We start from the raw sequence: 25,785 nt of genomic DNA, 5'->3' as shown, positions 1-25,785 counted from the left end.
CCTTCTAATTGCTCGTCTCTGAACAAGGCGGCAAGCTCAATTGGCAACCCGGGTTCATCATAAGGCTAGGGTCTATCGCAGTCTTGATTGCGGATAGCAATTGGCGCTGCACATTAGGCATACGCTTTTCAAAATCCGGTCGTTTAAGCCGACCAATTCCATGCTCTGCGCTCATGGAGCCGCGATAGCTATCGAGTACATCGTTGATGATGTTTTTTGCTTTGTAGATACGAGCATCGATCTCCGCGCGGTCGAGCGTGTTCGGAGGTAATACATTAAGATGGACATTCCCATCGCCCACATGACCATAAGATACGCAGACACAGTCTGGCAGACCAACATAGACCGCGGTCTCTGCATCACGTACAAAATCCGCAAGGCGCGATAGGGGCACGGAAACATCGGTGCGCAAATGAGGGCCTCTCTTGGCTTGGCCTTCGTTCATGCCTTCGCGGAACAGCCACAGCTTGCGGGATTGGTCGCGGGATGTCGCGATGACGCCATCAGCCACCAGCCCGTCTTCCATAACCTTTTCAAGGAAGCGGCCCATGAGATCTTCGATGTCGATTAATCCAGAACCGGAGATCTCCATCAGAACATAGGCTGAATAATTGCCGTCCATTGGCATGGCCAAGTCCGGCATCGCTTCTCGCGCCAGTGTGAAAGCAAGCGGCGGCATAAATTCGAATGCCGACATCAGATCGCAACAGTCGCGTCGTGCGCGGCGATAAAGAGCGATAGCGTCATCGAGAGCGTTGAGACTGAGCAGTGCAGTCGCTACCTGCTCCGGTTGCGGCATAAGCTTTACCGCGACCGCTGTAACAATCCCCAAAGTTCCTTCTGCGCCAATGAAAAGCTGCTTCAGATCGATGCCGCGATTGTCTTTACGCAAGGTTGAAAGACCATCGAAAATGGAACCGTCAGGTAGGACTACTTCAAGGCCGAGCACGAGCTCACGTGTCATGCCATATCGCAACACATTGATACCGCCCGCATTGGTCGATACGTTGCCGCCGATGCGACAAGAACCCTGTGCACCCAATGCCAGCGGAAAGAACATCCCCGCGGCCTCTACCTTGTCCTTGAATTCGGACAGAATACAGCCAGCATCTACCACGGCGGAAAAATCATCTACATCGATGCTGCGAATAGCGGTCATACGTTCGAGGCTGATTACGACCTGAGATTCTGGCGAGTCGGGCGTTGCTCCCAGTACGAGGCCAGTGTTGCCGCCTTGCGGAACAATAGACAGGCCACGAGCGCGAACAGCTTTAACACAAGCAGATACGTCCGCTGTGGAGCGGGGGCGAAGCACTGCAACTGCACTGCTCTTCACGTCGTCGTGCCAGTCGCTGCAATAGCGCGCTACTTCTTCACCCGAGAGAACAAGGTCCATGCCCAGGCTGCCGATCAGCGCCTGTATATGCTCATGCGTTGCAGTGTCGACGCTCATCATCTTGCGTTCCTGGGACATGATTCCTCCTGCGGCCTGCCTGCCAATGCGAAGTAGGTGGCAACTGCATTATTTTGGTTTTCAAGTGCATGATATAAGGTTATCAGACAACCTTACAAATACTTTTTCGCAATCGGCGTTTTTACGATGGTGAAATCGACTACGGTACATGGTGGAGGAGAAACAAATGCACATTTTGATCATCGGCGCGGCAGGCATGGTTGGCCGCAAACTCTCCGAACGTCTCACGAAAGACGGTTCGCTTGATGGTAAGACGATTGAGACGCTTACGCTTGTGGATGTGGTGACGCCCCAGGCGCCTGCGGGTTTTGCCGGACAGGTAACCCTTGAAACTGGTGACCTTTCCGCACCCGGCACTGCTGAAAAGCTGGTCGCAAGTCGCCCAGATGTAATCTTCCATCTGGCAGCTATCGTTTCGGGCGAAGCAGAGCTTGATTTCGACAAAGGCTACCGTATCAACCTTGACGGTACGCGTTACCTGTTCGATGCGGTTCGTGTTGCCCACAATGAAGATGGATATTTCCCACGCATTGTCTTCACCTCGTCGATTGCGGTCGTGGGTGCGCCACTTCCTTTCCCAATTCCCGACGATTTCCATCTAACACCGCTCACCAGCTATGGCACGCAAAAGGCAATTTGCGAACTTTTGCTGTCCGATTACACCCGCCGGGGCTTCTTCGATGGAATAGGCATCCGACTGCCCACAATCTGCATTCGGCCTGGCAAACCCAATGCGGCTGCATCTGGATTTTTCTCAAATATCCTGCGTGAACCGCTTGTCGGCCAAGAAGCTGTCCTGCCAGTTTCTGATGATGTTCGCCATTGGCACACCTCACCACGTTCCGCTGTTGGCTTCCTGATCCATGGAGCCACAATGGATCTCCAACGCGTGGGCTCGCGTCGCAATCTGTCTATGCCCGGCCTTTCCGCGACTGTAGGAGAGCAGATTGCAGCGTTACGCCGTGTAGCGGGCGATAAGGCTGTTGCTCTCATCCGTCGCGAACCGGATGAAATGATCATGCGCATGTGCGCGGGTTGGGCTCCGGGTTTTGAAGCCAAACGCGCGCGCGAGTTGGGCTTTACTGCCGAATCCTCGTTTGACGAAATCATCCGTGCTCATATTGAGGATGAGCTTGGAGGTTCACTGTGACGCGTAAAATTGCTTTTCTTGGCACCGGCCTTATGGGCGCGCCGATGGTGCGCCGCCTTCTCAATGCTGGCTTTAGCGTTCACGTGTGGAATCGTGACTCAGCCAAAGCTGAAGCATTAGTCAAAGACGGCGCGGAAGTGGCATCAAGTGCTGCTGAAGCAGTCACGAACGCCGAAATCGTCTTCACCATGCTGTCCGATGGGAGGGCTGTGGGTTCAGTGTTGTTTGATGGCGGGGTCGCGACAGCTTTGAAAGCTGGTGCCATCGTTATCGACACGTCTTCAATCGCGCCGCCAATTGCAAGAGAACATGCCGAGAAACTTTCCTCTCTCGGCATTCGTCACATCGATTGTCCCGTGTCAGGCGGCACAGTTGGTGCGGAAGCAGGAACACTGGCATTAATGGCTGGCGGTGATGCAGTCTTGATCGAAGAACTGGCAGATGTTTTTGCGGCGCTCGGGCGTGTCACTCATGTCGGCCCCTCCGGTGCAGGACAGATTTGCAAACTGGCTAACCAGCAGATTGTGGCAATCACAATTGGTGCAGTTGCTGAAGCGATGATGCTCGTAGAAGCCGGTGGTGCGGATCGTGGCAAGTTCCGTGATGCCATTCGGGGTGGCTTTGCAGAAAGTCGTATTCTTGAATTGCATGGGAAACGCATGGTGGATCGTAGTTTCCAACCGGGCGGTCCTTCAGGGCTGCAATTGAAAGATTTGAATGCCGTGGCAGCGATGGCCGAGAGCCTTTCGCTGACGTTGCCATTGACTGAAGAAATTCGCGATGAGTTCCGGGCTTTTGTAGAAGCCGGCCATGCGGAAACGGATCATTCGGGAATTTTGCTGCATATTGAAAAGATCAATAATCGCCAGCGGGAAGACGATAAATGAGTGATGATCAAAACACACCGCGCCGTCTGCGCTCGCAGGACTGGTTCGACAATCCCGACCACCTTGATCTGACAGCGCTCTATCTGGAGCGCTTCATGAACTACGGTACGACGCCAGAAGAACTCAGGTCAGGCAAGCCGATTATCGGCATTGCGCAGTCTGGCAGCGATCTTAACCCCTGTAATCGTCACCATCTTGATCTTGCCAAACGCATCCGTGACGGCATTCGCGATGCAGGCGGAATAGTGATCGAGTTTCCAAGCCACCCGCTGTTTGAAAACTGCAAGCGACCAACTGCAGCGCTCGACCGGAATCTCGCCTATATGGCGCTTGTCGAGATCCTTTATGGTTATCCGCTTGATGGTGTTGTCCTCACCACCGGTTGCGACAAGACCACGCCTTCCGCACTGATGGCGGCTTCCACCGTGGATATTCCGGCTATCGTGTTTTCCGGAGGTCCGATGCTTGATGGTTGGCATGAAGGCAAGCTCGTCGGTTCCGGAACGGTAATATGGCAGTCGCGTCGCAAATATGCGGCTGGCGAAATCACCAAGGAAGAATTTCTCGAAGCGGCACTCAGTTCCGCGCCTTCGGTGGGCCATTGCAATACAATGGGCACGGCCTCCACAATGAACGCAATGGCCGAGGCTTTAGGTATGTCGCTCACCGGTTGCGCTGCCATTCCCGCTGCATACCGGGAACGTGGTCAGATGGCATATCGGACGGGTCGTCGTGCTGTGGAGTTGGTGCTCGAAGACATTCGACCATCCAACATTCTGACACGTGAAGCGTTTGTAAATGCCATCAAGGTCAACTCCGCCATTGGTGGTTCGACCAATGCCCAGCCACATCTTATGGCGATGGCAAAACATGCGGGTGTGGAGCTGAAGCCTGACGATTGGCAGGACGAAGGCTTTGATATTCCGCTGCTTGCCAATATTCAGCCTGCTGGCAAATATCTTGGCGAGAAATTCCATCGTGCCGGTGGTGTGCCAGCGATTATGTGGGAACTGCTGTCCGCAGGAAAAATCGACGGCTCTTGCGCGAGTGTTACTGGAAAGACAATGGCGGAGAATCTCGAAGGTCGGGAATCATCGGATCGTGACGTCATTTTCCCTTACGACAAACCACTCAAGGAGCGTGCTGGCTTCCTCGTTATGAAGGGCAATCTGTTTGATTTTGCCATTATGAAAATGAGTGTGGTCTCACCTGAGTTTCGTGATCGCTATCTGTCAGAGCCGGGACACGAAGGAATTTTCGATGGGCGGGCTATCGTTTTTGATGGCTCGGAAGATTATCATAAGCGCATCAACGATCCTGCGCTCAACATTGACGAACGCTGCATTCTCGTCATTCGGGGCGCTGGTCCGCTCGGTTGGCCGGGGTCTGCCGAAGTCGTAAACATGCAGCCGCCGGATCATCTGATCAAGCGTGGAATCACGAGTTTGCCAACCATCGGTGACGGTCGCCAATCGGGCACAGCAGATAGCCCGTCTATTCTCAATGCTTCACCGGAAAGTGCAGCGGGTGGTGGTCTGGCCTGGGTGCGTAACGGTGACACCATTCGTATCGACTTCAACAAGGGGCGGTGTGATATGCTGGTGGACGAGGCAGAAATTGCGCGCCGCAAAGCGGAAGGTATTCCGCAGACACCTGCAGATGCAACGCCTTGGCAGATGATCTATCGACAGACGGTAACGCAGTTGGCCGATGGAGCTACGATCCGGGATGCGGATAAATTCCGCCAATTGTCCAAAACTCCGCCGCGCCATAACCACTAGTGAACTGGTGAAGCGGTTGAAATAAAAGCAGGCAAGTATAGCTATCCTATAGCGCCGATCTCATTGAAACAGGTCGGCGCTATAAGCGTTTGATTTAACACGCACCTTATGAGGAGGATAGTTATGCCAAAATTCGTGACGATCGGATATGGCGATCAAGAAGGTTATGATCGGACTCCGAAATCCATTCGGGACGCAGCTCATGCCCACGATGCGAAATTGCAGAAGAATGGGGTGTTGATGGGCATAGCGGGCGCGTCCGTGCAGGTTCGCAATCTTGACGCTGTTCAGGTTGAAACGACGAATGGACCATTCATGAGTTCCTCCCTGCCAGTGGCCGGATTTGCTATAATTGAGGCCGCCAATCTGGAGGAAGCCATAAAATTAGTGTCACAAACGCCCTGTGCTGTTGCTCGCGGTGTCGTTGAGGTTTGGCCACTGGAACGTTCGTCCTAACGCTGCACGGAAAACGTTGTTAAGCAAAGCGCCCGGTAATTTTCAACAGGCGCGTAAAAGTTTTTCATGGGCTCGTTCTATGCACGGCCAAGCATTGTGATCGTTAAAATTTTGAGGGAGACATGCTGGCCAAGTTTTCTTTATCTCCGTATTTAACTTATGGTTGCATCTTTTTGGAAGATAACGCATTTTCTACCAGTTAATTTGTCCGGATCGATAATATAAGCGTTGTATTTCGTCTGTTTTCTTGCAAGAAAAACATCAGCTGGCGATGGAGAAGAGATGCAATGGCCAACATCCCTTTGACGCGTAGCCAGTTTCTTCTTCCTTTCATGGGCATACTTGATGAGTTGGGTGCGCCTACGAGCGCGCTTTTGGAGAAAGCACGGCTACCATCTTCTCTCGAGACAAAGGGCGATCTCTATGTTCCGGTATTGCCAGCAATCCGGTTTATTGAAACTGCCCAAAGCTCTCAGGGCATTACAGATTTCGGTTTCCTAGCCAGCCAGCGGCTGCATTTTTCTCATCTGAGAGAAAAAACCAGAGCACTGATCGCACACTCCCCGACATTGCTTGTTGCATTGCGGCATGCCTGTACCGAGGCTTCGAGGGAAGACACTATCCTGAGCATGTGGATCGAACACGATAGTGACCACGTCCGGGTTTGCAGCAAGCTCGCAATAACAAAAGAGCTTCAGCACCTGGAGCATGCACAATGGCTTCAGAATATTTTCTCGATCTATATTGTGCGGCAATTTACTGGTCCCAGCTGGACACCGCCAGCAATGGCTTTTGAAGCGCACTATTCGCCGAGTGAAGCGACGCAATCTTTCTGGCCAAATGTGCGCTTCATGTCTGGACAGCACGCGGCGTGGATCAGCATACCTATCTCATGCCTTAGTCTCTCCAACCGTTTAGCTGGATCGTTTCATCCAGTGCAGGATCAGGAGGATGGGCCCTCGGGCTATGATATCGTGGAACTTCTCAAACTGATGTTGCCATCTTATCTTGACGGAGGCGTTCCCACGCTTGCTGAGATCGCGGAGATGGCAGGCGTCAGTGCGCGTACCTTCCAGCGCAAACTCGCGAATGTTGATTTTGTGTATTCAGATATTCTGGATGCTGTGAGATTTGAGCGCTCAAGCAACTTATTACGTGAATCCGATTCCAAGATCATCGATATCGCATTTGCGTCTGGCTATTCTGACCCAGCCCATTTCACGCGAGCATTTCGCCGTATTTCCGGTGTAACCCCCCGCCAATTTCGTGAACAATCGCGATTGCGATAAGTGTTTCACCTGAAGCACCGTCGCCTGACTAAAGTTGGCACGAAATGGCAAGACTGATGATCTGTCCCTGCTAGAAGCAGTTTGAAGAGAACTTGTCCGCCAATCCCTCAATGATTGGTTAGATGTCGTTTGCATTGGTCCGTGTCACGCTCTGCGGCATGGCATCATCTTACGAATACAGGGTAAATTCAGCGTTTGCTTAAAGGGGGAAAGATGCAGGGCATAAATGGTCTGTTCAGTTGGTGCAAGCAATGCGGCACCATGATTATTTCGATCGCTGGCCTTATTACGTTTAATACTGGCGCGGCGTGGTCCCAATCCTCGGCTGATGATCTTTCGCAACAATTAGCCAATCCTCTGGCCAGTCTCATTAGCGTTCCTTTTCAAAATAACTTCGACTTTAAGGCCGGGTCTAACAAAGACGGTTTTGCCTACGGTCTCAACATTCAGCCTGTTATTCCATTCAGCTTAAACGACGATTGGAACGTTATATCGCGCACAATTATACCAATCGCTTATCGGGATTATATGCCTGGTGGCAGCGTTTCCGGGTTAGGTGATATAAATGCCAGCTTTTTCCTGTCTCCCAAGAAAACGGGGCCTGGCGGCTTGATATGGGGCGTCGGGCCGGTATTTCTTCTTCCTACGGCGACCGACGATTATTTAGGTAGCGGGAAATTTGGACTTGGCCCTACAGCGGTAGCACTTATTCAGGAAAAAGCGTGGACCGTCGGTGCGTTAGGTAATCATATTTGGTCTGTCGCGGGCCCTTCGGGCAGGCAAGACGTGAGTGCCAGCCTGTTGCAGCCGTTTGTTTCCTATAATTTCGGCCAGGGAAGATCGATGTCGCTCAGCGTGGATTCAACCTACGACTGGGAAGCGGAGCAGTGGACAGTTCCAATTAATTTAGGCGCTACGCAGGTTTTCAAGGTGAACGATCAGGCCATGAGCCTTCAAGTAGGTGGGCGTTATTATGCTGATGGTCCTGCCGGTACGCCAGAGTGGGGACTTCGCACGACCCTGACATTTATGTTTCCTGAATAGCGAAATGACAAAGTCGGATGGAAATGTCACAAAATGGCAAGACTGGCAGTTCGCGAGTGTTAGAAGCGATCTGGATAGGGTTAGTCAGCTGATCAAATAGTGATTTGCAGACCGTTTTTGGATTGATCCCTGCCGCATTCTGCGAAGGGGCGCCGTCATCGTTATTTTGATTGAATGAAGAGGTATTCCATGTTCCGTTCGGTTGGGATCAGTTTCGTAGTTGCCTCGGTTGCATGGACCGGTGGTGCCTTTGCTGAGACCTCAGGCAGCAAAATGCCGGTCACAGTTGAGAGTTTCGTCCGCGCTGAGACCGACCATTACCTCGCAGCCAATGTGAAGGACATAGGCCGATTGGGAGAGTTTAAACACTCTCGGGAACCCGTGGCGATCGATAAGCAGACCGTCATTCGTATGAACCGCGATACGCTTTATTCATTTGCTGTGTTTGATCTTGCTGCCGGGCCAGCCACGATATCACTGCCAGATACGGGCAAGCGTTATATGTCGATGATGATCGTTGATCAGGATCACTACCTGCCAATTGTCGCCTATGGTACGAAGCCGGTTACGCTAACACAGAAATCCGTTGGTACGAGATATGCTTTTGTCGCTGTCCGGACGCTGGTGGACCCCAACGATCCAAAAGATCTTGATGAAGTCCATAAACTCCAGGATGCCATTAAGGTCAGCCAGAAGGAGCCTGGCAAGCTCGATATCCCAAACTGGGATGACGAGAGCCTGACAGAAATCCGAAATGCTCTGCTCGCGTTAGCAAAACATCAAACGTCATATAACGGTTCATTTGGAACCCGCAGCGCGGTCGATCCGATCCGTCATCTAATTGGTACAGCTTCTGGATGGGGTGGCATTCCAGAAAAAGACGCAATGTACCCGAGTTTTACGCCAGAGAAAAACGATGGCAAAACGGTCTATACCCTCAACGTGCCAAAGACTGTGCCGGTGAAGGCTTTCTGGTCGATCAGCGTTTACAACGCCAAAGGCTTCTTCGAGAAAAACGACTACAATGCCTATTCGATCAACAACCTTACGGCGACAAAAAATGCGGACGGATCGGTTACTGCGCAATTTGGTGGTTGTGATGGAAAAATTCCAAATTGCCTACCCGTCGTTGAGGGCTGGAACTACACTGTAAGGCTTTATCGGCCGGATCAAAATGTTGTTAGTGGCGAATGGAAATTTCCAGAGGCCGAACCGCGTTTAAACTAATTCACATCGGCTAAAAGGCTAAGTTTACAACAACAAAGACGCGTGGCGAAACGCGGAGTGTCCGTTATCTGCACAACTATGACGGACATCCGCTTACGAGCAGCTTGAAACTATAAATCTAGGAGCATTTGAATGTTGTCGAAGGTCGGCCGAATGGCCTTGCTCACCACTGTAGTATTCGCTGGCCAAGCTGTGAGTTCCGCGATGGCAGAAAATGCCGCTGGCCCAAAGGTAACGGACCCGCATTTTCACCTCACACCAGGATATCTGCAGTCGAGTGAGCTTCCCAACAGTCTTGTTTTGCTGGGTTCGCCTCCAGCTGAGGGAAGTGCTGCACTGGCACGTGATGAGGCAGCAAGAGAGGCTACTATCGCACTACGCGGAAAAGCGCGCTGGGATCAGGCACGGACAGATGCGGATTTGCAATTCCCCCAGCCTGCGAAGAATTTCTCATGCGCTATGGGTGTGGATATTAGTGAAGAGAAGACACCGCATCTCTATAATTTGATGCAGCGAGTTCTCACCGATGCGGGTCTTTCGACCTATGGCATCAAGAACAAATATAATAGAACTCGACCTTTCGTCGTGCACAACGAAGGTACATGTCAGCCAGACGAAGAAAATGTGTTGCGTCAAGACGGTTCCTACCCATCGGGGCACACGGCTGCGGGATGGGCATGGGCGCTCACATTGGCCGAAGTCAATCCAAAGCGTGCGGATGATCTGTTTAAGCGCGGATTGTCGTTTGGACAAAGTCGGGTGATCTGTAACGCTCACTGGCAAAGCGATGTCGATGCCGGACGCATTATGGGAGCAGCAACAGTTGCTAAACTACACAGCAATCTTGAATTCCTTGCTGATATTCAGGCAGCGCGGAAAGAATTGGAAGCAGCGAGCAGCCCGACTGTCGATTGTGCTGTTGAGGATCAAACGCTCTCAGAACAAGTTCAATGACAACCCTTTCCCTCAACTGATCACTGAAGCGGAATTTCGGGGGGATAATGCATCACAATAGACTTTTCGCAATTGCGCTGACAGCTTTGATTGGTAGCCAGCATGTGAGCTTAGCTGCTGATATTCCGATGACCCCCGCCGTCTCTGAGCCTGTAAGGCAAGAAGTCAACCCGGACGGGTGGCGTTTTAGTGCAAGTCCTTACTTCTGGGCTGCAGGCATTAGCGGCACCGCAGGTCAATTTGGGCTGCCGCCGGTAAAAATGAACTCTGACTTCGGAAGCCTCTTCAAAGAACTCGATTTCTCGTTCATGGGTGTCATTGAAGGGCATTATGATCGTTATAGTCTGTTCAGCGATATCATCTATACTAAAATATCAACAGGCGGTCAGACTCCTTACGGGGTGTTGAGCAACAGCGTCGATATTAAATCTGAGACGTTTTCCGGCTTTTTCGGTGGCGGTTACAGTCTTCTTGAAGAGGGAAGAAACCGCCTTGATGTGGTGGCAGGAGGACGTGTCTGGTACGCGAGTACGGAAATTTCTTTTGATGGTGGATTATTCGACGGGCACAGCGGGCGCGACAGCGCTGCATGGGTCGATGCCATGGCTGGAATGCGCGGCAAGTATTTCCTGACGGACACTTTGTACTTCAGCGGCTGGGGTGTTGTGGGTGCAGGGCAGGCAAAAATTGACTGGGACGTGGCTGGAACATTGGGCTACCAGTTCAAGGACAATCTATCGGCTGTTGCAGGCTATCGTGCGCTTGGCGTGGACTACAATCACAATGGCTTTGTCTACGATGTGGTTCAAAAAGGGCCCATACTAGGAGTGGTCCTGCACTTCTAAATAGCATCTGATGGCCAGCTCTGGGTTGCAACGAAATACGGCATCTGACGTATGTGCCAATCCGTATCTTCCGATTAATGTCATGCTGGATTGTGAAAACAGTGCCAGCATGATCACCGTTTAATTTGGTTCTTGGCGCTTTCTGGCCTTAGCCAGTATCGGAGGAAAAGATGAAGACTATTTTGTTATTCGCAGCTGGCTCATTGATGACTGCTAGTGCTGCGTTGGCCGCAGCTCCAACCAGCGGTCAAATTGATACATCGACCGCCGTGAAGCAGGAGCAGGGTGCCACGATGCAGTTGGCAGTAGGACCAAACCGGATGGGTAGAACCTCTGGGCCAAGCGGCGGTCTTTCGGGCGGTAGAACTCTCTTTGGTTAAAAAACTGCAATGCACTGCCTCGCAATTTGCGGGGCAGAATTTTCTAAATCATCCTCGATAATAATATTTCTCTCTCGTATTTTCTATCATTTCTTCCCCTGCTGAGCGCGCCAGGTCGCAGGGCTTAACGAAGTGACGCGCCGAAATTCCCGATTGAAATTGGATTTGGTCTGAAATCCTGATTCAAACATTATTGTAGTTACGGACAACGCAGTCTCGCGCAACAGGCGGCACGCTTCAGTGATGCGATAATCATTGATGTATTGTGATACATTTTTGCCGGTAATGCGGTTTATGGAGCTTGATATTTGGCGTGCTGGCAGCCCCACTTTTCGTGCAAGCCTTATGAGAGTCAAATTCTCGTCCAGATATAGTCTGTTCTGAATGAGGATATGTTCAACACGTGCGAGATTGTCACGATCTTGCTCATCATAGACCTCATCTTCACTACTTTCGAGTGGTGCAGAAGGCTTCGCGCGACTTGCAGCCATTGCTGTGAGGCCCACGAAAAGCAGCCCGAGCAGATTGGCGTTGCTGACGATCAGTGCCGCATTTTTTCCGTTGGTCCATTCAAAATCCATCAAGACTGCCAGATCGAAAAACGCCGATAGGCAAAGCGATACTGCGGCAATAACAAGTGCGCGATGTGCCGAAATCGCGCTATCAAAACGCGCGTCGTCAAGCGCGTCAGGTCCAGTTCTGCCAAGATATAGAAGTGCGAGTGCATATCCGACAAACAGAACAATAAGGCCAAAATCTAAGAGAAGGGGAATAGTCAGGAGAATGACGGTAACCGCCACCGGGAAAGCTGCGATATGCCAAATGTGACGGTCTTTAGCGTTGCTCTGTCCTCGTATCAGGCTTCGAAAACTTGCATAGACAAGTGGAGGCAAGCAGCTCGCGACAATGGGAAGAATGTAGCGAAACTCTGCCAGCCCATAGCCCCAGCGAAGGCCAACTACAAAAGACTGAACCGCGCATAAAGCGATCAACAGTTGGAAGGGGCGATTGGAAGCAGCGTTCTCCTGCCGACGCCACATCTCTACCAACAGGATGAGCAACAAAAGCGCGACGACAAAGGGCAAAGGAACGAAAATCAAAAGCGGTCTCGTAATCTGATGGGCGATATGTTGCCGACCAATGATCTATATCGCGATTCTGAACGACCTGAATCGTGATTTAGAACGCCAGATAATACGATATCTGGAAAGCATGGCTCATCGTATGAAATATGGAGATACACAATGAGCCGCTTTAATCTGTTGTTCTCAGCCATCGCTATGGGCACAACACTCACCACTTTCAATGCATTCGCTGCGGACGTGGGTGTCCGCACATTTGAAGTACCATCACAAGCACGCGGGAAAAATCTTGCTGTAACACTCTGGTATCCCGCAGCGGGAAGCGGCGAGTCGGTACTGTTTGGCGATAACAGGATATTCCAAGGTAGTGCTGCATTAAAAGATGCACCGTTCGACAGCGGGCAGCTTCCACTTGTCATACTGTCCCACGGCTCAGGAGGGCGCACCGAGGCGATGGGCTGGCTTGCAGTGGAACTTGCAAAAGCAGGATTTATTGTTGCAGGCCCCAATCATCCCGGCACAACTTCCGGTGACTCTTTACCCGCTGAAACGCCAAAGCTTTGGGAGCGCGCACAGGATCTCTCGACTGTCATCAATTACTTGACCAGTAATCCCGACTGGTCAGCTCTTATCGATGCGGATCGTATCGGCGTCGTCGGCTTTTCGCTCGGCGGCTCAACTGCATTAGAGATTGTCGGTGCTCGAGCCAGTCTGGAAAGTTATGCGCGCTACTGCGACACTTACACGAAATGGGATTGTGCGTGGTACGCAGGCGGTCGGGGCTATGCCGATGGTGAGGCTGTGGACGTTGAAAAGCTTGATCTGCGAAGTATCGATAAGGCGCGTTTTGAACAGTCAAACCTCGATCAGCGTATCAAGACTGCTGTGATGATCGATCCGGGGTTGGCGCAAGCCTATGTGGAGCAAAGTCTCAAGGAAATCAAAATACCGATGAGCTTTATCAATCTTGGCAATGCAGGAGACGTTCCGACTGCAGTTCTCGCGGATCATCTGGCAGCACTCATTCCAAACAGTACATATGTGACGGTCAAGGATTCGGATCATTTCAGTTTTCTCCCTGAGTGTAAGGAAGGAGCGTCTGCATTTCTCAAATCAGTTGGAGAAGTTGATCCGATTTGTGAGGAAACCAGCAGGGAGCGCAAGGATATTCATGCTGAAGTTTCCAATCTGGTGTTGATGAGCTTGCAGATGACGCTCAAACGTTAATCGATCTCTATTATGTTAATAGACAATCAAAGCAGCGGGCACGTTTTGCCCGCTGGTGCCTTGTTGAAGGCTTGCCATCTCATCCGATGCACTTTGCGTGATGATCCACGTCAATAATAGCAGGCACATCGCCAGTACGGCGCTGACAACAGTATCCGGTTTCATGGAGTTATTCGTCCTTTGACGTCAGTCTTGCAAACGGCGCCAGGAACTGGTGTCAGCAACAGATATTAAATTATAGCTGTTATGCAATTAGAAGGTCACGCTGAAATGTTTAAAAATCTATTCAAATAATATTATCTATCGTCTGAATGCTGGAAGATGATCAGATCAACTGCATCAATTTCGGGTGGCGTTACTTTTTCTCCAGTGGGCTTTGTAAATATAAGTACTGCAATACAGTAGACGATAAAAGACAGTACGCCCAAAGCGAAAATTATGACGAAGATAAGTGGCCAATCAATCATGTCTGGAATAATCGATTGATGCATTTGGTTTTTCAAGAACTATTTGAAAATTCGATGCTTTGCCCGTCCACGAATAGATTTGATCCAGCTGTTGTTGAACATTATTGCACCAATGACGAACGCAACGACACCAAGAATCATCATTCCAACGGCGACTCCTTGATCGCCAAACTGCTGATAGAGCCAGCCTGATTTTTCAACGATCTGAGCCGGTTGCCCGAGCCTTAAAATCCCCTGAATGAGCGCGCCAACGCCGACAATCAATAAGCAAACACTACGGATCATGAGGGGAAAGCCTACACGAGATTAACGCAAACGTTCGGACAGGAGAGGCCTCAGCTTTGCGCGCTCGTGAATAAAACTCGCAAAGACAGGGACACGCTGAAGGGCAAATTTTCCGTACTGTTCTGGAAAGCCTCGGAAAACTGGAGCGGGCGAAGGGATTCGAACCCTCGACCCCAACCTTGGCAAGGTTGTGCTCTACCCCTGAGCTACACCCGCTCGCGCCAGTCTTCTCTGAGAGAAGTCGTTTCCGTTAGGCACGCGCTATATGGACTAATGATTTCGGGATTGCAACAGGGAATTTGATGTTTTGGCTAAGATATTTACAAAGATTCACAGGCTGATCCATTCCGCTGTTAACGCTTGCGCCTTGCGATGCTGATGATGGAGGCAAATGCAGCAAAGCCAGCAGCAACGAGCAAGATGTTGGGGATATTGACGATCCCCCAATGGGCGAGCAGAAAGGCAACAAAAGCCGCGCCGAGCGATTGTCCCATCAATCTCGCAGTTCCAAGCATGCCACTTGCCGCGCCACTTCTGGCACGTGGAGCAGAGGTGATAATCATGCGGTTGTTGGGTGCCTGGAAGAAGCCGAAACCAATGCCGCAAATTGCCATTCGCCAGCAAATGTCTTGAATCGTGGGTTGTTCTGGCAAAAGTCCGACCAATGTGAGACCAATCGCAAAGATTACCAATCCAACCAGCCCGAGCGTGGCGGGCGAGTATTTATCTGAAAGTTTACCTGACAGTGGGGCGATAATGGCGAGCGCTATTGGCCAGGGCATTATCAGGAAGCCGACTTCGATGGGTGTGAAACCATAAACAGATTGAAACAGAAACGGCAGAGAGATGAAGGCCATCATCTGCGCCAGAAATGACATGATCGATGTGCAAAGCGACAAACTGAAAACGGGGATTCGCAACAGATCGAGCGGTAACAGCGGATCGCTTGTGCGAAGCGAGCGACGGATGAGCCATACTGCAGCGAACACGCAAGCAGCAGCCTGCAATAAAAGCCAGCCAGCATCGAGTCCATTGCCAGCACTGTCGATCACCGTTACCAGCAACCCAAGCGCGAGCGCACTGAGGACGGCACTCAGATAGTCGAAACGGCGTGAAGAGCGTTCATTGTCGGGCAGGCTCTTGATGCCCATTGCGACTGCCAGCACTCCAAGCGGAATATTTATGACGAAAAGCCACGGCCAGCTGAGCGAATGCAGGATGATTCCCGCAAGAGTGGGGCCGATGGTCGAGGAAACAGCAACAAAGAGCGCGTTGAGACCGATGGCCGTGCCGAATTTGGCCTGCGGAACCGTATAGCGCAGCAATGCAGTGTTGACGCTCATCAGGCCTGCAGCGCCAAAGCCCTGAATGATGCGCGCTATGGTCAGCGCTTCCAATGAACGGGAGAAAACACAAGCGATCGAGGCAAGTGTGAACAATGATACGCCTAAAAGGTAGACACGCCGGTAGCCATATATTTCACCCAGTGCGGCCAATGGTAAAAGCGTGATGACGATGGCCAGCTGATAACCATTGACGATCCAGATCGATGCTGCAGGTCCTGCGGAAAAGTCCGCTGCGATTGTCGGAAGCGCAACATTGGCGATGGTGCCGTCAATGACGGCAAGGGTGAGCCCCACCATGAGCGTTGCCCAAGCCCAGTATATGCGCGGCTTGGGAAGGCCATCCGGTGCTACGAATGTCCCTTCTTTGACGACCATTTCATGCTTCATTTCACGACCAATTATATGGGTGGCGAGCGACAGATCGTTGCGCTGCGAATAAACGAGAGAATTCTGCCAACCTTATCCGGATTGGCAAGGTCAGCAAGGCATCTACTCTAAAATTCTGCGCAAAACATCGTCTTTAACCCATGAAAGGAGTCAGGTAACGCTATTGTGTGCTGTTTTCCGCAGTAACAGGGAAGTTCATCACCCGTGCATAGTGGCGTGGGTTAAAGCTCAGATAGAGTGGGCAGATGCTTGCGACCAAAATGAGATGCATTATCCAGCCGGAAGCAAAGCTGCCGGTCAGATTATGCAGGAAAGCTGTAGCAATCGGGCCGAGGGCGGCAATCAGAAAGCCACCGCCTTGCATCATAGCCGCCAGCGCGCCAGCTTCTTCCGGTTTTGGAAGGTGGTCGAGCGATGTTATCATTGCGAGCGCGAAACTACCGCCGAGACCGGCTCCACAAATTGCAGACCAGAACATCGGGGAAAGCTGTGGGGTGAAGGCGAGACCCGCAAATCCTATGCCCTGCATGGCCAATGTCAGAAAGAGCCAAGGTCGACGGTCGACGCTGCGTCGTGCAAGAAGTGGGAGGCCAAAGGCCGAGAGCGCCTGTGCAATTGCCATAACTGCAACCAAATTGCCGGTCGCTGAGGCTTCAACGCCCAGCGACTGATAATAAGGTGCAAGCCAGGCCACCATCGACGAGTAACCTGCATTCACCAACCCGAAGGCAGCCATCAGTATCCATGTTCTTGGGCGTTGAAGCAGTTTGATCGTTATACCCGATTTCGAACCAGATGATGCCGTTTCACTGAGGATAGGTATTGCTGCGAACAAAGCTACGACTGTAGGAATTGCGAGAACTGCGAGCGCAAGGCGCCAATTGTGCTCGGAACCCGCAAACCATGGTGTCAAACGTGCGCCAAGCGCTCCACCACCCATGATCATTGCGGAATAAAGACCAGTAACAGCTGCAATACTTGCTGGAAACTTTGCTTTGATGAGCCCAGGCATCATTGCTTGAATCATGGCAACGCCTGCACCGCAGAGAACGGCAGTGAGCACCAGTGAGAATCCGTTTGGTACGAAGCCGCGCAGGACCGAGCCTGCTGCAAGCACAATCAGCGCTGCGAACATGCTGCGCCGAGTGCCGATCGATGACTGAATACGTGGCGCGATAAAGGCACCAAGCCCCATCAACAACATCGGTAGAAACGTGAGCAGCGACAGCGCACCAAAGCCCATTCCGGTATCGCTTGCGATATCAGTGAGAACAGGCCCCGGTGCCGTGAGGAAAGGTCGGAGATTAAGACCGATCAAAACAACCAGAATTATAAGAGCGACTGAGCTGGCTTGTTTGCCAACGGGCGCGGCTGTGATGGGATTCATGTTTTATCTAGCGCTTTGACTGTTCTTTTTCCTGCCATACACGATAGAGACGTTCGCCATCGTCAGGGGAGCAATGCTCAACATTGATGCCAGTTTGCTCGCTTATAGGCTTGGAAAGCTCTTCTGCAATCTTTGCAGTCGAGAGATTGTAGGGCGCAGCCTGATCGTTTGAATAGGCAAATATGATTTTGCCTACGCCTGACATCCGCATGGCAGCAAAGCACATGGGGCAGGGCTGACCGCTTGCATAAACGCTGCAACCGTCGAGGCGCGACGATTGCAATGCTTGGCCTGCAGCGCGTAATGCCAGCAACTCGGCGTGCGCAGTTGGATCGCAGTCTGCCTGCATGCGATTTATACCGGTTGCAATGACCTTCTCGTCTTTAACAACAACAGCGCCGAATGGGCGTCCACCGTGCTCGACATTTTCAAACGCAAGTGCGATTGCCTGATCGAGAAATGTGCGGTTCACACTCATTTCGCGCCAGCCTTTTCCAGCATCGCCACCATAGGTGTAAAGCCGCGCTGACGCGCATGCTGCAATGGCGAAACGCCATCATTATCGGCAAGATTTACATCTGCTCCAGCATCAATCAACAATTTCACGATATCGACATGGCGCTGCCCACCATCTCCAAGGATGATGGCTTCGAGAAGAGCGGTCCAACCGAGATTATTGACGTGATCAACCTTCACGCCGGCTTCAATCAGCGTTCGCACGGTTTCTACATGACCACGTTCTGCGGCGGGGATTAGCGCTGTGCCGCCATAGCGATTGGTGCTTTGAAGGTCAGCGCCGTGGGAAAGTGTGAGTTTCAGGATTTCGAGATGGCCGCGTGCACCCGCATAAAGATAAGGACTATCCTTGATCGCATCTTTGGCGTTCACATCTGCGCCCGCTTCAATAAGCGCGCGAGCGACATCGACATGATTGGCGTGGGTGGCGGCAAGCAGTGCCGTTTCGCCGCGCTTGCCGCGTGCATCGAGCTCGACACCTGCTTTGATCGCCTCATCTACTGCCGAAAGATTGCCGGCTGCTGCTGCTTCAATGAGCGAGCTTTGCGCATATGCAACTGCGTAGTGGCCCGGCAGTGTTGGTTCGGTCATGACTAATGTCCCTGCAATCAATGCCAAGGCACTCAAGCTGAATATTGTTTGACGCATCGGCAGTGCTCCTAATTTGTTGATTAAATACTAGCTACAAGTCATATTTAGAAATTAAATGTTCAACTGGGCCCTATTCAAATTATGAATAACGTATTCAGTCTCGATCTTCTGCGCGCGTTTGTAGCTGTTGTTGATAGTCGGAGCTTCACGGCTGCGGCACAGCAACTGCACTCCACCCAGTCGACTGTAAGTCAGAAAATAATCCGTCTTGAAGAAGCGGCGGGGCAATCTCTTCTGGAACGTGCACGGCATGATGTCCGCCCAACAGATGCCGGCGAAAAGTTGCTCGGTTATGCTCGGCGAATGCTGCATTTGCACGATGAAGCAGCCGCAGCTATGACTGGCAATGCACTGACCGCCGTTCTTCGGCTTGGATTGGCCGAGGATTTTGCGGCAAAGCTCGTGACTCCGGCACTCGCAGCTTTTCTACGCACGCATCCCAATATGAAGTTGGAAGTGACCAGCGGATTGAGCCGCGAATTACAAAAGGGCTTTGAAACGGGTGAGTTTGATCTTGTCATGATCAAACAGAGGCGGGGGGAGACTGCAGGAACCATGCACTGGCCCGAACCACTGTCATGGCTGGAGAGCACGGATTATCCGGTTTCGCACGTTGATCCATTGCCGCTGGTCGTGTTTCCACCAAACGGGCTTTATCGCAGCGACATGATGGAAGCGCTCGACCGCATTGGGCGGCCGTGGCATGTCGTTTTTACAAGTTCCAGTCTCGCGAGCGTTCAAAGTGCCGTTGCTGAAGGATTGGGCGTCAGTCTTCTCCCCACACGCGTTGCGCAGCCTGGGCATCGAATTGTGCCTGTCGCGGCAGGTTTACCCGCTGTTGATCCGATGGAAATCGTCATTCGCCATATGGAAAATGGTCCCGACCAGATAGGCCAGTTGGTCGAAATGCTTGCCGAAATTGTTGGGGAATGATCGAATATTGCTTTAACAAGCTGATTTAATGTGACTCATTGCGTCAAACAACGTGAGACTGCTTGACTCTACCGCAAACGCGGTGTTTTTGCCTGTTCGTAGCGCTACAGATATGCCGACAGGATAGCCCCCACTTTCACCATCTTAAAGTTCCTTTCGCTCGCTGCGACAGCCAAACGGCATGGTTCTTGCTTATTGCAAGCGGGAGGCGCTTTACGGGATTATGATAATGTCCAACACCACCATCACTCATAACGATGGAAACACCCTGTTTCCAATCGTTCTTTCAATCGTTGCGGCTGCTGCAACAGGCGTTCTTTGGGCCTATGCGAACCCGATCCAGCTCGTGCCAGGCGTTATCCAGTGGCGTATCTTCGCTTTCCTTCCGCCGCTTGTTGGCATTCTTCTTGGCCGTAAAAGTGGCTTTATCTGCGGTTATCTCGGTACAGTCATCTGGTCTTTGCTCGCTGGAACTTTCATTCCTGCGCATTCGCTCATCATTGATGGCATCATGGTTGGCTTGACTGGCTTGATCCCCGGCATGTTGTTCGATCCAAAGACGACAACATTTAATCGCACGACATTGATTAAAATTGCAGCAACCTGCCTTGTTGTTGGTCTTTTGATGGTTGCCTCCGTTTCGGCCAGCTTGGCTTATCTCGGTATTTTCCCATACTGGTGGGCAGTGTTGTATCTCGGCCTTTCGGACATTGTACCAATGCTCATTGGCACACCGCTGCTGGTCGTCCCAGCTCTGAAGATCCTCAAGGGCGCTCATCCGTCCGGCTTCACCCGTTTCTGATTGCGAGCCCAGAAAAGTGCTCCAACTACAGAATGTAAAAGTAGGCGTTGGCGATTCCGTTTTAGGCATTGCCGAAGCCAGCCTGAATATTCGTGATGGCGAACGCCTTCTCATTTGCGGCGCTGGCGGCAGTGGTAAAACCACGCTGCTCAACGCGGCGTCCGGCATCGTACCGCGTCTGATCACGCCTCAGGTTTTCGCTGGCGAAATATCGCTTAATGGCAAGCCAATTTCCTCCATGCCGAAAGACGAACTCTTCAGCATGGTCGGGGTGGTGTCGCAGAATGTCGAAGACCAGCTATGGGATTTGAGCGTTGAAGATCTCGTCGCCTTTCCGTTGGAAAATCGCGGTCTTGCCAGAGATATAATCCGTGCGCGGATCGACGATCTTCTGAATGAGCTGGAGCTCAACGCTTTGCGTGGTCGCCGCGTGCTGACGCTTTCAGGCGGCGAACGCCGGATGGTTGCGATGGCAGCAGCTCTGGCCGCCGAGCCGAAACTACTCATTCTTGATGAGCCGACCACAGGTCTCGATCCAGCTGCACGGCAGCGTCTTGTGCGCGTTTTGAAGAAGCTCGGCGCGGAAATCCCTGCTCTGCTGATTGCAGAACAAGACCCAGCATCTTTGCAAGCTGTGGTGACAAATGTCGGTTTGTTGAAAGAAGGAAAGCTGGCGCCTCTCGTGTCGCTTTCCGAAATCATCAATAATGCTGCGGCATGGGAAGATGCGGGCGTTCTCCCACCCATTGGCGTTCGCAAGCGTCTTATTGGTGCCAAGCCTGACGGCACGGTGTTTGTTTCCGTTTCCGGCATCAAGACCCAGCTTCAGCGTCGTGACGGTCAGCCAGTGTTGGAAAACGTGAACTTCCAAATCCGTGCCGGTGAAGTCGTGGCTTTGATAGGCAAAAACGGTGCCGGCAAAACCACGCTGTTTCAATCGATCCTTGGGCTTCAGAAAATTGCAGCAGGTTCAATTATCATTGGAGGCGAGAATGCCGACAAGTGGACGGCCGCAAAGCGTGCCCGGTCGGTCGCCTATCTGCCGCAGAATATGCGCCGTATCCTGTTTAATATGACTGTGCTGGAAGAGGTGGTTTTTGCTATCACCGCAGCCACGCGTGCAGCAAAGGATGATGCGGTGACTGCGCGCGCAACGGCGTGCCTGCAAAAATATGGGCTTGGTGGGCACGAAGAAACCAACCCGTTTGCGCTCTCGTCCCGTCAGCAGGCTCTGCTTGGTCTTGCTTGTGCGGAAGCAGCAGGCGCTTCGGTTGCCATCCTCGATGAGCCGCTTCTGGCGCGTGATCTTAACGGTCGCCGTATGCTGGAACTGTTCCTCGAAACGGCACTTTCTGAAAACCGTGCGGTCATGCTGATCTCTCACGATTTGGAACTCGTGGACGATGTTTCGTCCCGTGTCATGATACTGGATCGTGGTCATGTCACCTATGACGGCGATGTGGATGCATCATGGGAGTCGGACGCCTATCGTGCGCTTGACTGGCCAAAACCGCGCGTTGTCGAGACAGGAGAAGCAGCATGAAAGTCTTTTATGATCTGAACTTCTTCGTCAAACTTGCGGCGGCATTCCTGGTCATGCTTGCAGCCTGGCTTGTGCCGGGCTGGAAATATGGTTTGCCGCTGGCGCTCCTTACGGTCGCCTTTCTGGTGCTGGTCAAGGTGCCGGGCTTACGTGGCTATCTCAAAGGTGCTGTGCTGCTGACGCTGCTTGTCATGGCGAGCTGGATTCTCAACCTCGTCCTTCAAGGCATGGCTTTCGTTGATACTTTGCCGATTGCGGCAGGCATGGCTGCACGTCTGGTGACAACGACTGCGGCGTTCTATTTTGTGATGGAAACCAGCACGCCCGGCTCTATTCTGGCTGCTGCCAGTGCGGCCCGACTGCCGCCGATGGTGACGCTCGTCTTGTCTCTGACATTCGGCATTATTCCTATGCTGCGCGAGGATTTTGAACGTATCGCAGACGCTCAACGCGCGCGCGGCATGGAAATTGATGACGTTTCTTTCCCAATGCGTCTGCGTTTTGCGCTGGCGCGCGGGGTGCCATTGTTGGTTCAGGCTATCCGCATGGCCCATGCGATTTCGCTGTCGCTCGCCATTTATGGTTTTGATACCAAGCGCAAGCGTACCACATGGCGTAACGTCGGCCTGCTGGTCGAATCGAGACTTAATTCCAAGGATGTAAAACGATGACTGAAGACAGCGCAAAACTCTCCGGAAACGGCCAAGTCTGGACTGTCGATGTAGCGGGCAGCAAGGTCGATCTGCCTATTGTGCCGATCAATCCAAACTTCGCCATTTCGTTGATGATGGTCATTGATCTCGGTGTTCGTTTTGGCGAACACGTAGGCAAGGCACTGGCTGAAAAGCTTGCGCCGTTGAAGCCGGATGTGATTGTCGGCGCTGCAACGCTTGGCATTCCTGTTGCGATTGAAGTCTCGCGAGCACTTGGTCTGGACAACTATGTTATTCTGCAGAAATCGCCAAAGATTCATCTTGGCGACGCGCTGGTGCAGACCATTTCTTCCATCACCTCAAAAGGCGAGCAGCGCCTGCTTCTCGATCGTCAGGCGATCCCGCTTCTCAAGGGCAAGCGCGTGGTTGTGGTGGACGATGTCGTTGCTTCCGGCTCAAGCCTCAAGGGCTCGGTAGAACTGGTACGCAAGGCGGGCGGAGAAGTCGTTGGGGTTGGCGTGATTCTTACTGAAGCTAAGGATTGGCAGGAGGTACTTGGTGATGATGTGAAGCTGCTTCACAGCCTCGCGCATATTCCACAGTTCGATAATCAGGATGGCGAGTGGAAGCCGATATCCAAGAGTTTTCTCTAAAGACCGCAGCCATGCTGCCGTTGCACTCGAAAACGCCGCGCTTGTCGCGGCGTTTTTTATGCATCTTGCGCCTTGTTTCGCGCGACGGTTACTATCCGGAATTATCCTTCGTCAGCACACATAAAACTTTTCAGAAAACGCGCTGCATTTCGGATTGACTGATTTTGTATCCAGGATATTGTACTCAGAAAAGTTGGGAGGCTTATCTATTGGCGGCTTTTGAATGGCGCAGTCAGACCCGTTTGTTGGACGAAGTTGCAGAGGCACTTCGCGAGCGAATTTATTCGGGCGTTTATGCGCCGGGCGCGATACTCCGGCAGGAGCACATGGCCGCTGAGTTCGGCATCAGCCGCACTCCGTTGCGTGAGGCGCTGCGTGTCCTAGAACGCGACGGACTGGTTGTTCATCTGCCGGGTCGAGGTGTTCGCGTGGCTTCTGCCGATCTTACCCGCCTCATTGATGCATATGCTGTGCGTGAAGTGCTGGATGGTGTTGCAGCGCGCTTTGCCGCGGAGCGCGCTACAGACGAGGATATCGCAAAGCTGCGTGCCCATGTTGCCGGGCAGGGTGCAGTCGTCGATCCGTGGGACCCGAAAGCCTATACCCAATCCAATGTCGATTTTCATATGGCGGTGATGAACACAGCAGGCAACGCTTCGCTGATTGCATTCGTTCCGCTGTTGCGCATGACCTCGCAGGTATTTGCCCCCTCCTTCTCGCTGTCGGTGGACAGGGCGCGCGATGCGATCCGCGAACATGGCGGGATTGTTGAGGCTATTGCTGCGCGTGATGGCGAAGGGGCCGAACGGCTGGCGCGGGCTCATATTCGCGCGACCACGGCACGACTGGAGGCTGAAATGCCTCTTCAGGAGAATGAAAATGAAGCATGATAACAAGGCTGGAGGCTCTGGCTTGCTGCGCTATGGCAATTACATAAACAATGAGTGGCTTGCTGCGCTGGGTGGCGAACACATCACTTTGCGTAATCCTTCTGATGGCAGCGATCTGGCTCTCATCGCGCGCGGTGCGAAGGCCGATGTTGATCTGGCCGTGGCCGCCGCGCGCGCCGCACTTTCCGGTGATTGGGGCAAACTGACCGCGACAGAACGCGGTCGTGTGCTGCATCGTATTTCAGAAGAAGTGTTGAAGAACGTCGATCTGCTCACCGAGCTGGAATCGAAAGATGTCGGCAAACCGATTACGCAGGCGCGTGCCGATGTGATTGCGCTTGCACGCTATTTCGAGTTCTACGGTGCTTCTGCCGACAAAGTGCATGGCGACACGCTGCCATATCAGAACGGCTTCACGGTTCTTTCAATTTACGAACCGCATGGTGTCACTGGCCATATCATTCCTTGGAATTACCCAATGCAGATCCTTGGCCGCAGCCTTGGTGCAGCACTGGCGATGGGCAATGCAACAGTGGTGAAGCCTGCTGAGGAAGCCTGCCTTACCATTCTGGAATTTGCGAAGATCGCAGAACAGGCTGGTCTTCCGAAAGGTGCACTTAATATCGTGACTGGTCTTGGAGCGGAGGCGGGGGCCGCTCTCTCCGAGCATCCGGATGTCAATCATATTTCCTTCACTGGCTCGGTTCGTACCGGGGAGCTCATTCAGGCAGCCGCTGCGAAAAACACTGTGCCTGTTACGCTTGAGCTGGGCGGTAAGTCGCCGCAGATCGTTTTTGCTGATGCAGATATTGAACGCGCTGTCCCGTTTCTCGTTAATGCGGGTATCCAGAACGCAGGCCAGACCTGTTCTGCGTCGTCGCGCATTCTGGTCGAACGCAGCATCTATGAAGATGTTGTGGCACGCATGAGCGAACGTTATCGCGCGTTGAAAGTTGGTCCGGCGGGCGATGACCTGTCAGTTGGTCCGGTGGTCTCGCCGCGCCAGAAGGCAATCATCGAAGGCTATCTTGATGTAGCGAAAGAAGATGGGCTGGCGATAGCGGCGCAAGGTGTGCTTGTCGATGACGCGCCGGAAGGCGGTGCTTATGTTCTGCCGACTTTGATCCGCGATGTTCCTGCCGATCATTGTCTTGCGCAGGAAGAAATCTTTGGGCCGGTACAGGTCATCCTGCCATTCGATACGGAAGAAGAAGCAATCGCCATTGCCAACGGCACGTCCTATGGTCTCGTGTGCGGAATCTGGACCAATGATGGTGGACGTCAGTTCCGGCTCGCCCATGCGATCCATTCCGGTCAGGTCTTCATCAATAATTATGGTGCTGGCGGCGGTATCGAGTTGCCGTTCGGCGGCGTGAAGAGATCGGGGCATGGTCGTGAAAAGGGTTTCGAAGCGCTTTATGGCTTCGCCTCGCTGAAAACGATTTCCGTTTATCACGGTTAAGAATAGCATTTGGG

The 25,785-nt window shown here is 52.4% G+C and carries 26 protein-coding genes and 1 tRNA gene; 18 read left to right on the top strand and 9 right to left on the bottom strand.

Annotation, left to right across the window (positions count from 1 at the left end; translation table 11 throughout):
* Positions 1-4: 4 nt before the first annotated feature.
* Complete coding sequence (locus tag OIV19_RS05235; protein ID WP_498831030.1) at positions 5-1,396, bottom strand: FAD-binding oxidoreductase; 1,392 nt, start codon at positions 1,394-1,396, stop codon at positions 5-7.
* Positions 1,397-1,640: 244 nt separating this feature from the next.
* On the opposite strand from OIV19_RS05235, the gene denD reads away from it, so the two are divergent.
* From denD to OIV19_RS05185, 10 genes are all read left to right on the top strand, one after another.
* Positions 1,641-2,624 (top strand): D-erythronate dehydrogenase, encoded by a 984-nt coding sequence (gene denD, locus OIV19_RS05230; protein ID WP_264230879.1) that lies wholly within the window; start codon positions 1,641-1,643, stop codon positions 2,622-2,624.
* On the top strand, positions 2,621-3,511 hold the full coding sequence (locus tag OIV19_RS05225; protein ID WP_264230878.1) for an NAD(P)-dependent oxidoreductase: 891 nt from the start codon (positions 2,621-2,623) through the stop codon (positions 3,509-3,511). The genes denD and OIV19_RS05225 overlap by 4 nt, the downstream gene beginning before the upstream one ends.
* The gene (locus OIV19_RS05220) at positions 3,508-5,292 is read left to right on the top strand and encodes an IlvD/Edd family dehydratase (protein WP_264230877.1); all 1,785 of its coding nucleotides are present in this window, start codon (positions 3,508-3,510) and stop codon (positions 5,290-5,292) included. The genes OIV19_RS05225 and OIV19_RS05220 overlap by 4 nt, the downstream gene beginning before the upstream one ends.
* Before the next feature lie 123 nt (positions 5,293-5,415).
* A complete protein-coding gene (locus OIV19_RS05215; protein ID WP_264230876.1) occupies positions 5,416-5,748 on the top strand; it encodes a YciI family protein in 333 nt (110 codons plus the stop codon).
* Positions 5,749-6,035: 287 nt separating this feature from the next.
* Positions 6,036-7,037 carry an AraC family transcriptional regulator gene (locus OIV19_RS05210; protein WP_264230875.1) on the top strand — a complete coding sequence of 334 codons (1,002 nt, stop codon included), beginning with the start codon at positions 6,036-6,038 and terminating at the stop codon, positions 7,035-7,037.
* A gap of 213 nt (positions 7,038-7,250) precedes the next feature.
* Positions 7,251-8,081: a transporter gene (locus tag OIV19_RS05205; RefSeq protein WP_235901728.1), complete on the top strand. Its 831-nt coding sequence runs from the start codon at positions 7,251-7,253 to the stop codon at positions 8,079-8,081.
* Between the two features lie 189 nt (positions 8,082-8,270).
* Positions 8,271-9,308: a DUF1254 domain-containing protein gene (locus OIV19_RS05200; protein WP_210246938.1), complete on the top strand. Its 1,038-nt coding sequence runs from the start codon at positions 8,271-8,273 to the stop codon at positions 9,306-9,308.
* A gap of 132 nt (positions 9,309-9,440) precedes the next feature.
* Complete coding sequence (locus OIV19_RS05195) at positions 9,441-10,262, top strand: acid phosphatase (protein WP_151091581.1); 822 nt, start codon at positions 9,441-9,443, stop codon at positions 10,260-10,262.
* Positions 10,263-10,309: 47 nt separating this feature from the next.
* On the top strand, positions 10,310-11,107 hold the full coding sequence (locus OIV19_RS05190; protein ID WP_264230874.1) for a hypothetical protein: 798 nt from the start codon (positions 10,310-10,312) through the stop codon (positions 11,105-11,107).
* A gap of 170 nt (positions 11,108-11,277) precedes the next feature.
* A complete protein-coding gene (locus tag OIV19_RS05185) occupies positions 11,278-11,487 on the top strand; it encodes a hypothetical protein (RefSeq protein WP_264230873.1) in 210 nt (69 codons plus the stop codon).
* 86 nt (positions 11,488-11,573) lie between these two features.
* On the opposite strand, the gene OIV19_RS05180 is transcribed toward OIV19_RS05185, so the two are convergent.
* Positions 11,574-12,587, bottom strand: coding sequence for a helix-turn-helix domain-containing protein (locus tag OIV19_RS05180; protein ID WP_264230872.1), 1,014 nt, complete (start codon positions 12,585-12,587; stop codon positions 11,574-11,576).
* 144 nt (positions 12,588-12,731) lie between these two features.
* Here OIV19_RS05180 and OIV19_RS05175 point away from each other — a divergent pair, with 144 nt between their 5' ends.
* The gene (locus OIV19_RS05175; RefSeq protein ID WP_264230871.1) at positions 12,732-13,796 is read left to right on the top strand and encodes an alpha/beta hydrolase; all 1,065 of its coding nucleotides are present in this window, start codon (positions 12,732-12,734) and stop codon (positions 13,794-13,796) included.
* Between the two features lie 15 nt (positions 13,797-13,811).
* Here OIV19_RS05175 and OIV19_RS05170 read toward each other — a convergent pair whose 3' ends face one another.
* From OIV19_RS05170 to OIV19_RS05140, 7 genes are all read right to left on the bottom strand, one after another.
* On the bottom strand, positions 13,812-13,961 hold the full coding sequence (locus tag OIV19_RS05170) for a hypothetical protein (RefSeq protein ID WP_264230870.1): 150 nt from the start codon (positions 13,959-13,961) through the stop codon (positions 13,812-13,814).
* 341 nt (positions 13,962-14,302) lie between these two features.
* On the bottom strand, positions 14,303-14,548 hold the full coding sequence (locus tag OIV19_RS05165) for a hypothetical protein (protein WP_264230869.1): 246 nt from the start codon (positions 14,546-14,548) through the stop codon (positions 14,303-14,305).
* Positions 14,549-14,689: 141 nt separating this feature from the next.
* Positions 14,690-14,764 (bottom strand) — tRNA-Gly (locus tag OIV19_RS05160).
* A gap of 137 nt (positions 14,765-14,901) precedes the next feature.
* Positions 14,902-16,281 carry an MFS transporter gene (locus OIV19_RS05155; RefSeq protein WP_151091576.1) on the bottom strand — a complete coding sequence of 460 codons (1,380 nt, stop codon included), beginning with the start codon at positions 16,279-16,281 and terminating at the stop codon, positions 14,902-14,904.
* A gap of 160 nt (positions 16,282-16,441) precedes the next feature.
* On the bottom strand, positions 16,442-17,668 hold the full coding sequence (locus tag OIV19_RS05150) for a cyanate transporter (protein ID WP_264230868.1): 1,227 nt from the start codon (positions 17,666-17,668) through the stop codon (positions 16,442-16,444).
* Between the two features lie 7 nt (positions 17,669-17,675).
* Positions 17,676-18,146, bottom strand: coding sequence for a nucleoside deaminase (locus tag OIV19_RS05145; protein WP_264230867.1), 471 nt, complete (start codon positions 18,144-18,146; stop codon positions 17,676-17,678).
* Complete coding sequence (locus OIV19_RS05140) at positions 18,143-18,775, bottom strand: ankyrin repeat domain-containing protein (protein WP_264230866.1); 633 nt, start codon at positions 18,773-18,775, stop codon at positions 18,143-18,145. Before OIV19_RS05140 ends, OIV19_RS05145 begins: the two co-directional genes overlap by 4 nt.
* 141 nt (positions 18,776-18,916) lie before the next feature.
* On the opposite strand from OIV19_RS05140, the gene OIV19_RS05135 reads away from it, so the two are divergent.
* From OIV19_RS05135 to OIV19_RS05105, 7 genes are all read left to right on the top strand, one after another.
* A complete protein-coding gene (locus tag OIV19_RS05135) occupies positions 18,917-19,768 on the top strand; it encodes a LysR substrate-binding domain-containing protein (protein ID WP_191792747.1) in 852 nt (283 codons plus the stop codon).
* A gap of 229 nt (positions 19,769-19,997) precedes the next feature.
* Entirely contained in the window at positions 19,998-20,570 is a 573-nt protein-coding gene (locus tag OIV19_RS05130; RefSeq protein ID WP_191792748.1) for an aminotriazole resistance protein, read from the top strand.
* 16 nt (positions 20,571-20,586) lie between these two features.
* Positions 20,587-22,113: an ABC transporter ATP-binding protein gene (locus tag OIV19_RS05125; protein WP_264230865.1), complete on the top strand. Its 1,527-nt coding sequence runs from the start codon at positions 20,587-20,589 to the stop codon at positions 22,111-22,113.
* The gene (locus tag OIV19_RS05120; RefSeq protein WP_151091569.1) at positions 22,110-22,784 is read left to right on the top strand and encodes an energy-coupling factor transporter transmembrane component T family protein; all 675 of its coding nucleotides are present in this window, start codon (positions 22,110-22,112) and stop codon (positions 22,782-22,784) included. Before OIV19_RS05125 ends, OIV19_RS05120 begins: the two co-directional genes overlap by 4 nt.
* Positions 22,781-23,419: a phosphoribosyltransferase family protein gene (locus tag OIV19_RS05115; RefSeq protein ID WP_151091568.1), complete on the top strand. Its 639-nt coding sequence runs from the start codon at positions 22,781-22,783 to the stop codon at positions 23,417-23,419. The genes OIV19_RS05120 and OIV19_RS05115 overlap by 4 nt, the downstream gene beginning before the upstream one ends.
* A 209-nt stretch (positions 23,420-23,628) precedes the next feature.
* Positions 23,629-24,309, top strand: a complete 681-nt coding sequence (locus OIV19_RS05110; RefSeq protein ID WP_151091567.1) for a GntR family transcriptional regulator — start codon at positions 23,629-23,631, stop codon at positions 24,307-24,309.
* Entirely contained in the window at positions 24,299-25,771 is a 1,473-nt protein-coding gene (locus tag OIV19_RS05105) for an aldehyde dehydrogenase family protein (RefSeq protein WP_264230864.1), read from the top strand. Before OIV19_RS05110 ends, OIV19_RS05105 begins: the two co-directional genes overlap by 11 nt.
* Positions 25,772-25,785 lie beyond the last annotated feature (14 nt).

It is taken from the genome of Brucella sp. HL-2, assembly GCF_025846885.2.
Lineage (GTDB): Bacteria > Pseudomonadota > Alphaproteobacteria > Rhizobiales > Rhizobiaceae > Brucella > Brucella quorumnocens.
The sequence above is the reverse complement of the archived record's forward strand: the minus strand, read 5'-3'. Positions and strand labels throughout refer to the sequence as shown.

What these genes read in the sequence shown, in the direction of transcription:
- OIV19_RS05235 (WP_498831030.1), bottom strand. Translation starts at nt 1,396, where the DNA reads ATGGACCTTGTTCTCTCGGGTGAAGAAGTAGCGCGCTATTGCAGCGAC.
- denD (WP_264230879.1), top strand. Translation starts at nt 1,641, where the DNA reads ATGCACATTTTGATCATCGGCGCGGCAGGCATGGTTGGCCGCAAACTC.
- OIV19_RS05220 (WP_264230877.1), top strand. Translation starts at nt 3,508, where the DNA reads ATGAGTGATGATCAAAACACACCGCGCCGTCTGCGCTCGCAGGACTGG.
- OIV19_RS05215 (WP_264230876.1), top strand. Translation starts at nt 5,416, where the DNA reads ATGCCAAAATTCGTGACGATCGGATATGGCGATCAAGAAGGTTATGAT.
- OIV19_RS05210 (WP_264230875.1), top strand. Translation starts at nt 6,036, where the DNA reads ATGGCCAACATCCCTTTGACGCGTAGCCAGTTTCTTCTTCCTTTCATG.
- OIV19_RS05205 (WP_235901728.1), top strand. Translation starts at nt 7,251, where the DNA reads ATGCAGGGCATAAATGGTCTGTTCAGTTGGTGCAAGCAATGCGGCACC.
- OIV19_RS05200 (WP_210246938.1), top strand. Translation starts at nt 8,271, where the DNA reads ATGTTCCGTTCGGTTGGGATCAGTTTCGTAGTTGCCTCGGTTGCATGG.
- OIV19_RS05195 (WP_151091581.1), top strand. Translation starts at nt 9,441, where the DNA reads ATGTTGTCGAAGGTCGGCCGAATGGCCTTGCTCACCACTGTAGTATTC.
- OIV19_RS05190 (WP_264230874.1), top strand. Translation starts at nt 10,310, where the DNA reads ATGCATCACAATAGACTTTTCGCAATTGCGCTGACAGCTTTGATTGGT.
- OIV19_RS05185 (WP_264230873.1), top strand. Translation starts at nt 11,278, where the DNA reads ATGAAGACTATTTTGTTATTCGCAGCTGGCTCATTGATGACTGCTAGT.
- OIV19_RS05175 (WP_264230871.1), top strand. Translation starts at nt 12,732, where the DNA reads ATGAGCCGCTTTAATCTGTTGTTCTCAGCCATCGCTATGGGCACAACA.
- OIV19_RS05170 (WP_264230870.1), bottom strand. Translation starts at nt 13,961, where the DNA reads ATGAAACCGGATACTGTTGTCAGCGCCGTACTGGCGATGTGCCTGCTA.
- OIV19_RS05165 (WP_264230869.1), bottom strand. Translation starts at nt 14,548, where the DNA reads ATGATCCGTAGTGTTTGCTTATTGATTGTCGGCGTTGGCGCGCTCATT.
- OIV19_RS05155 (WP_151091576.1), bottom strand. Translation starts at nt 16,281, where the DNA reads ATGAAGCATGAAATGGTCGTCAAAGAAGGGACATTCGTAGCACCGGAT.
- OIV19_RS05150 (WP_264230868.1), bottom strand. Translation starts at nt 17,668, where the DNA reads ATGAATCCCATCACAGCCGCGCCCGTTGGCAAACAAGCCAGCTCAGTC.
- OIV19_RS05145 (WP_264230867.1), bottom strand. Translation starts at nt 18,146, where the DNA reads ATGAGTGTGAACCGCACATTTCTCGATCAGGCAATCGCACTTGCGTTT.
- OIV19_RS05140 (WP_264230866.1), bottom strand. Translation starts at nt 18,775, where the DNA reads ATGACCGAACCAACACTGCCGGGCCACTACGCAGTTGCATATGCGCAA.
- OIV19_RS05135 (WP_191792747.1), top strand. Translation starts at nt 18,917, where the DNA reads ATGAATAACGTATTCAGTCTCGATCTTCTGCGCGCGTTTGTAGCTGTT.
- OIV19_RS05130 (WP_191792748.1), top strand. Translation starts at nt 19,998, where the DNA reads ATGTCCAACACCACCATCACTCATAACGATGGAAACACCCTGTTTCCA.
- OIV19_RS05120 (WP_151091569.1), top strand. Translation starts at nt 22,110, where the DNA reads ATGAAAGTCTTTTATGATCTGAACTTCTTCGTCAAACTTGCGGCGGCA.
- OIV19_RS05115 (WP_151091568.1), top strand. Translation starts at nt 22,781, where the DNA reads ATGACTGAAGACAGCGCAAAACTCTCCGGAAACGGCCAAGTCTGGACT.
- OIV19_RS05105 (WP_264230864.1), top strand. Translation starts at nt 24,299, where the DNA reads ATGAAGCATGATAACAAGGCTGGAGGCTCTGGCTTGCTGCGCTATGGC.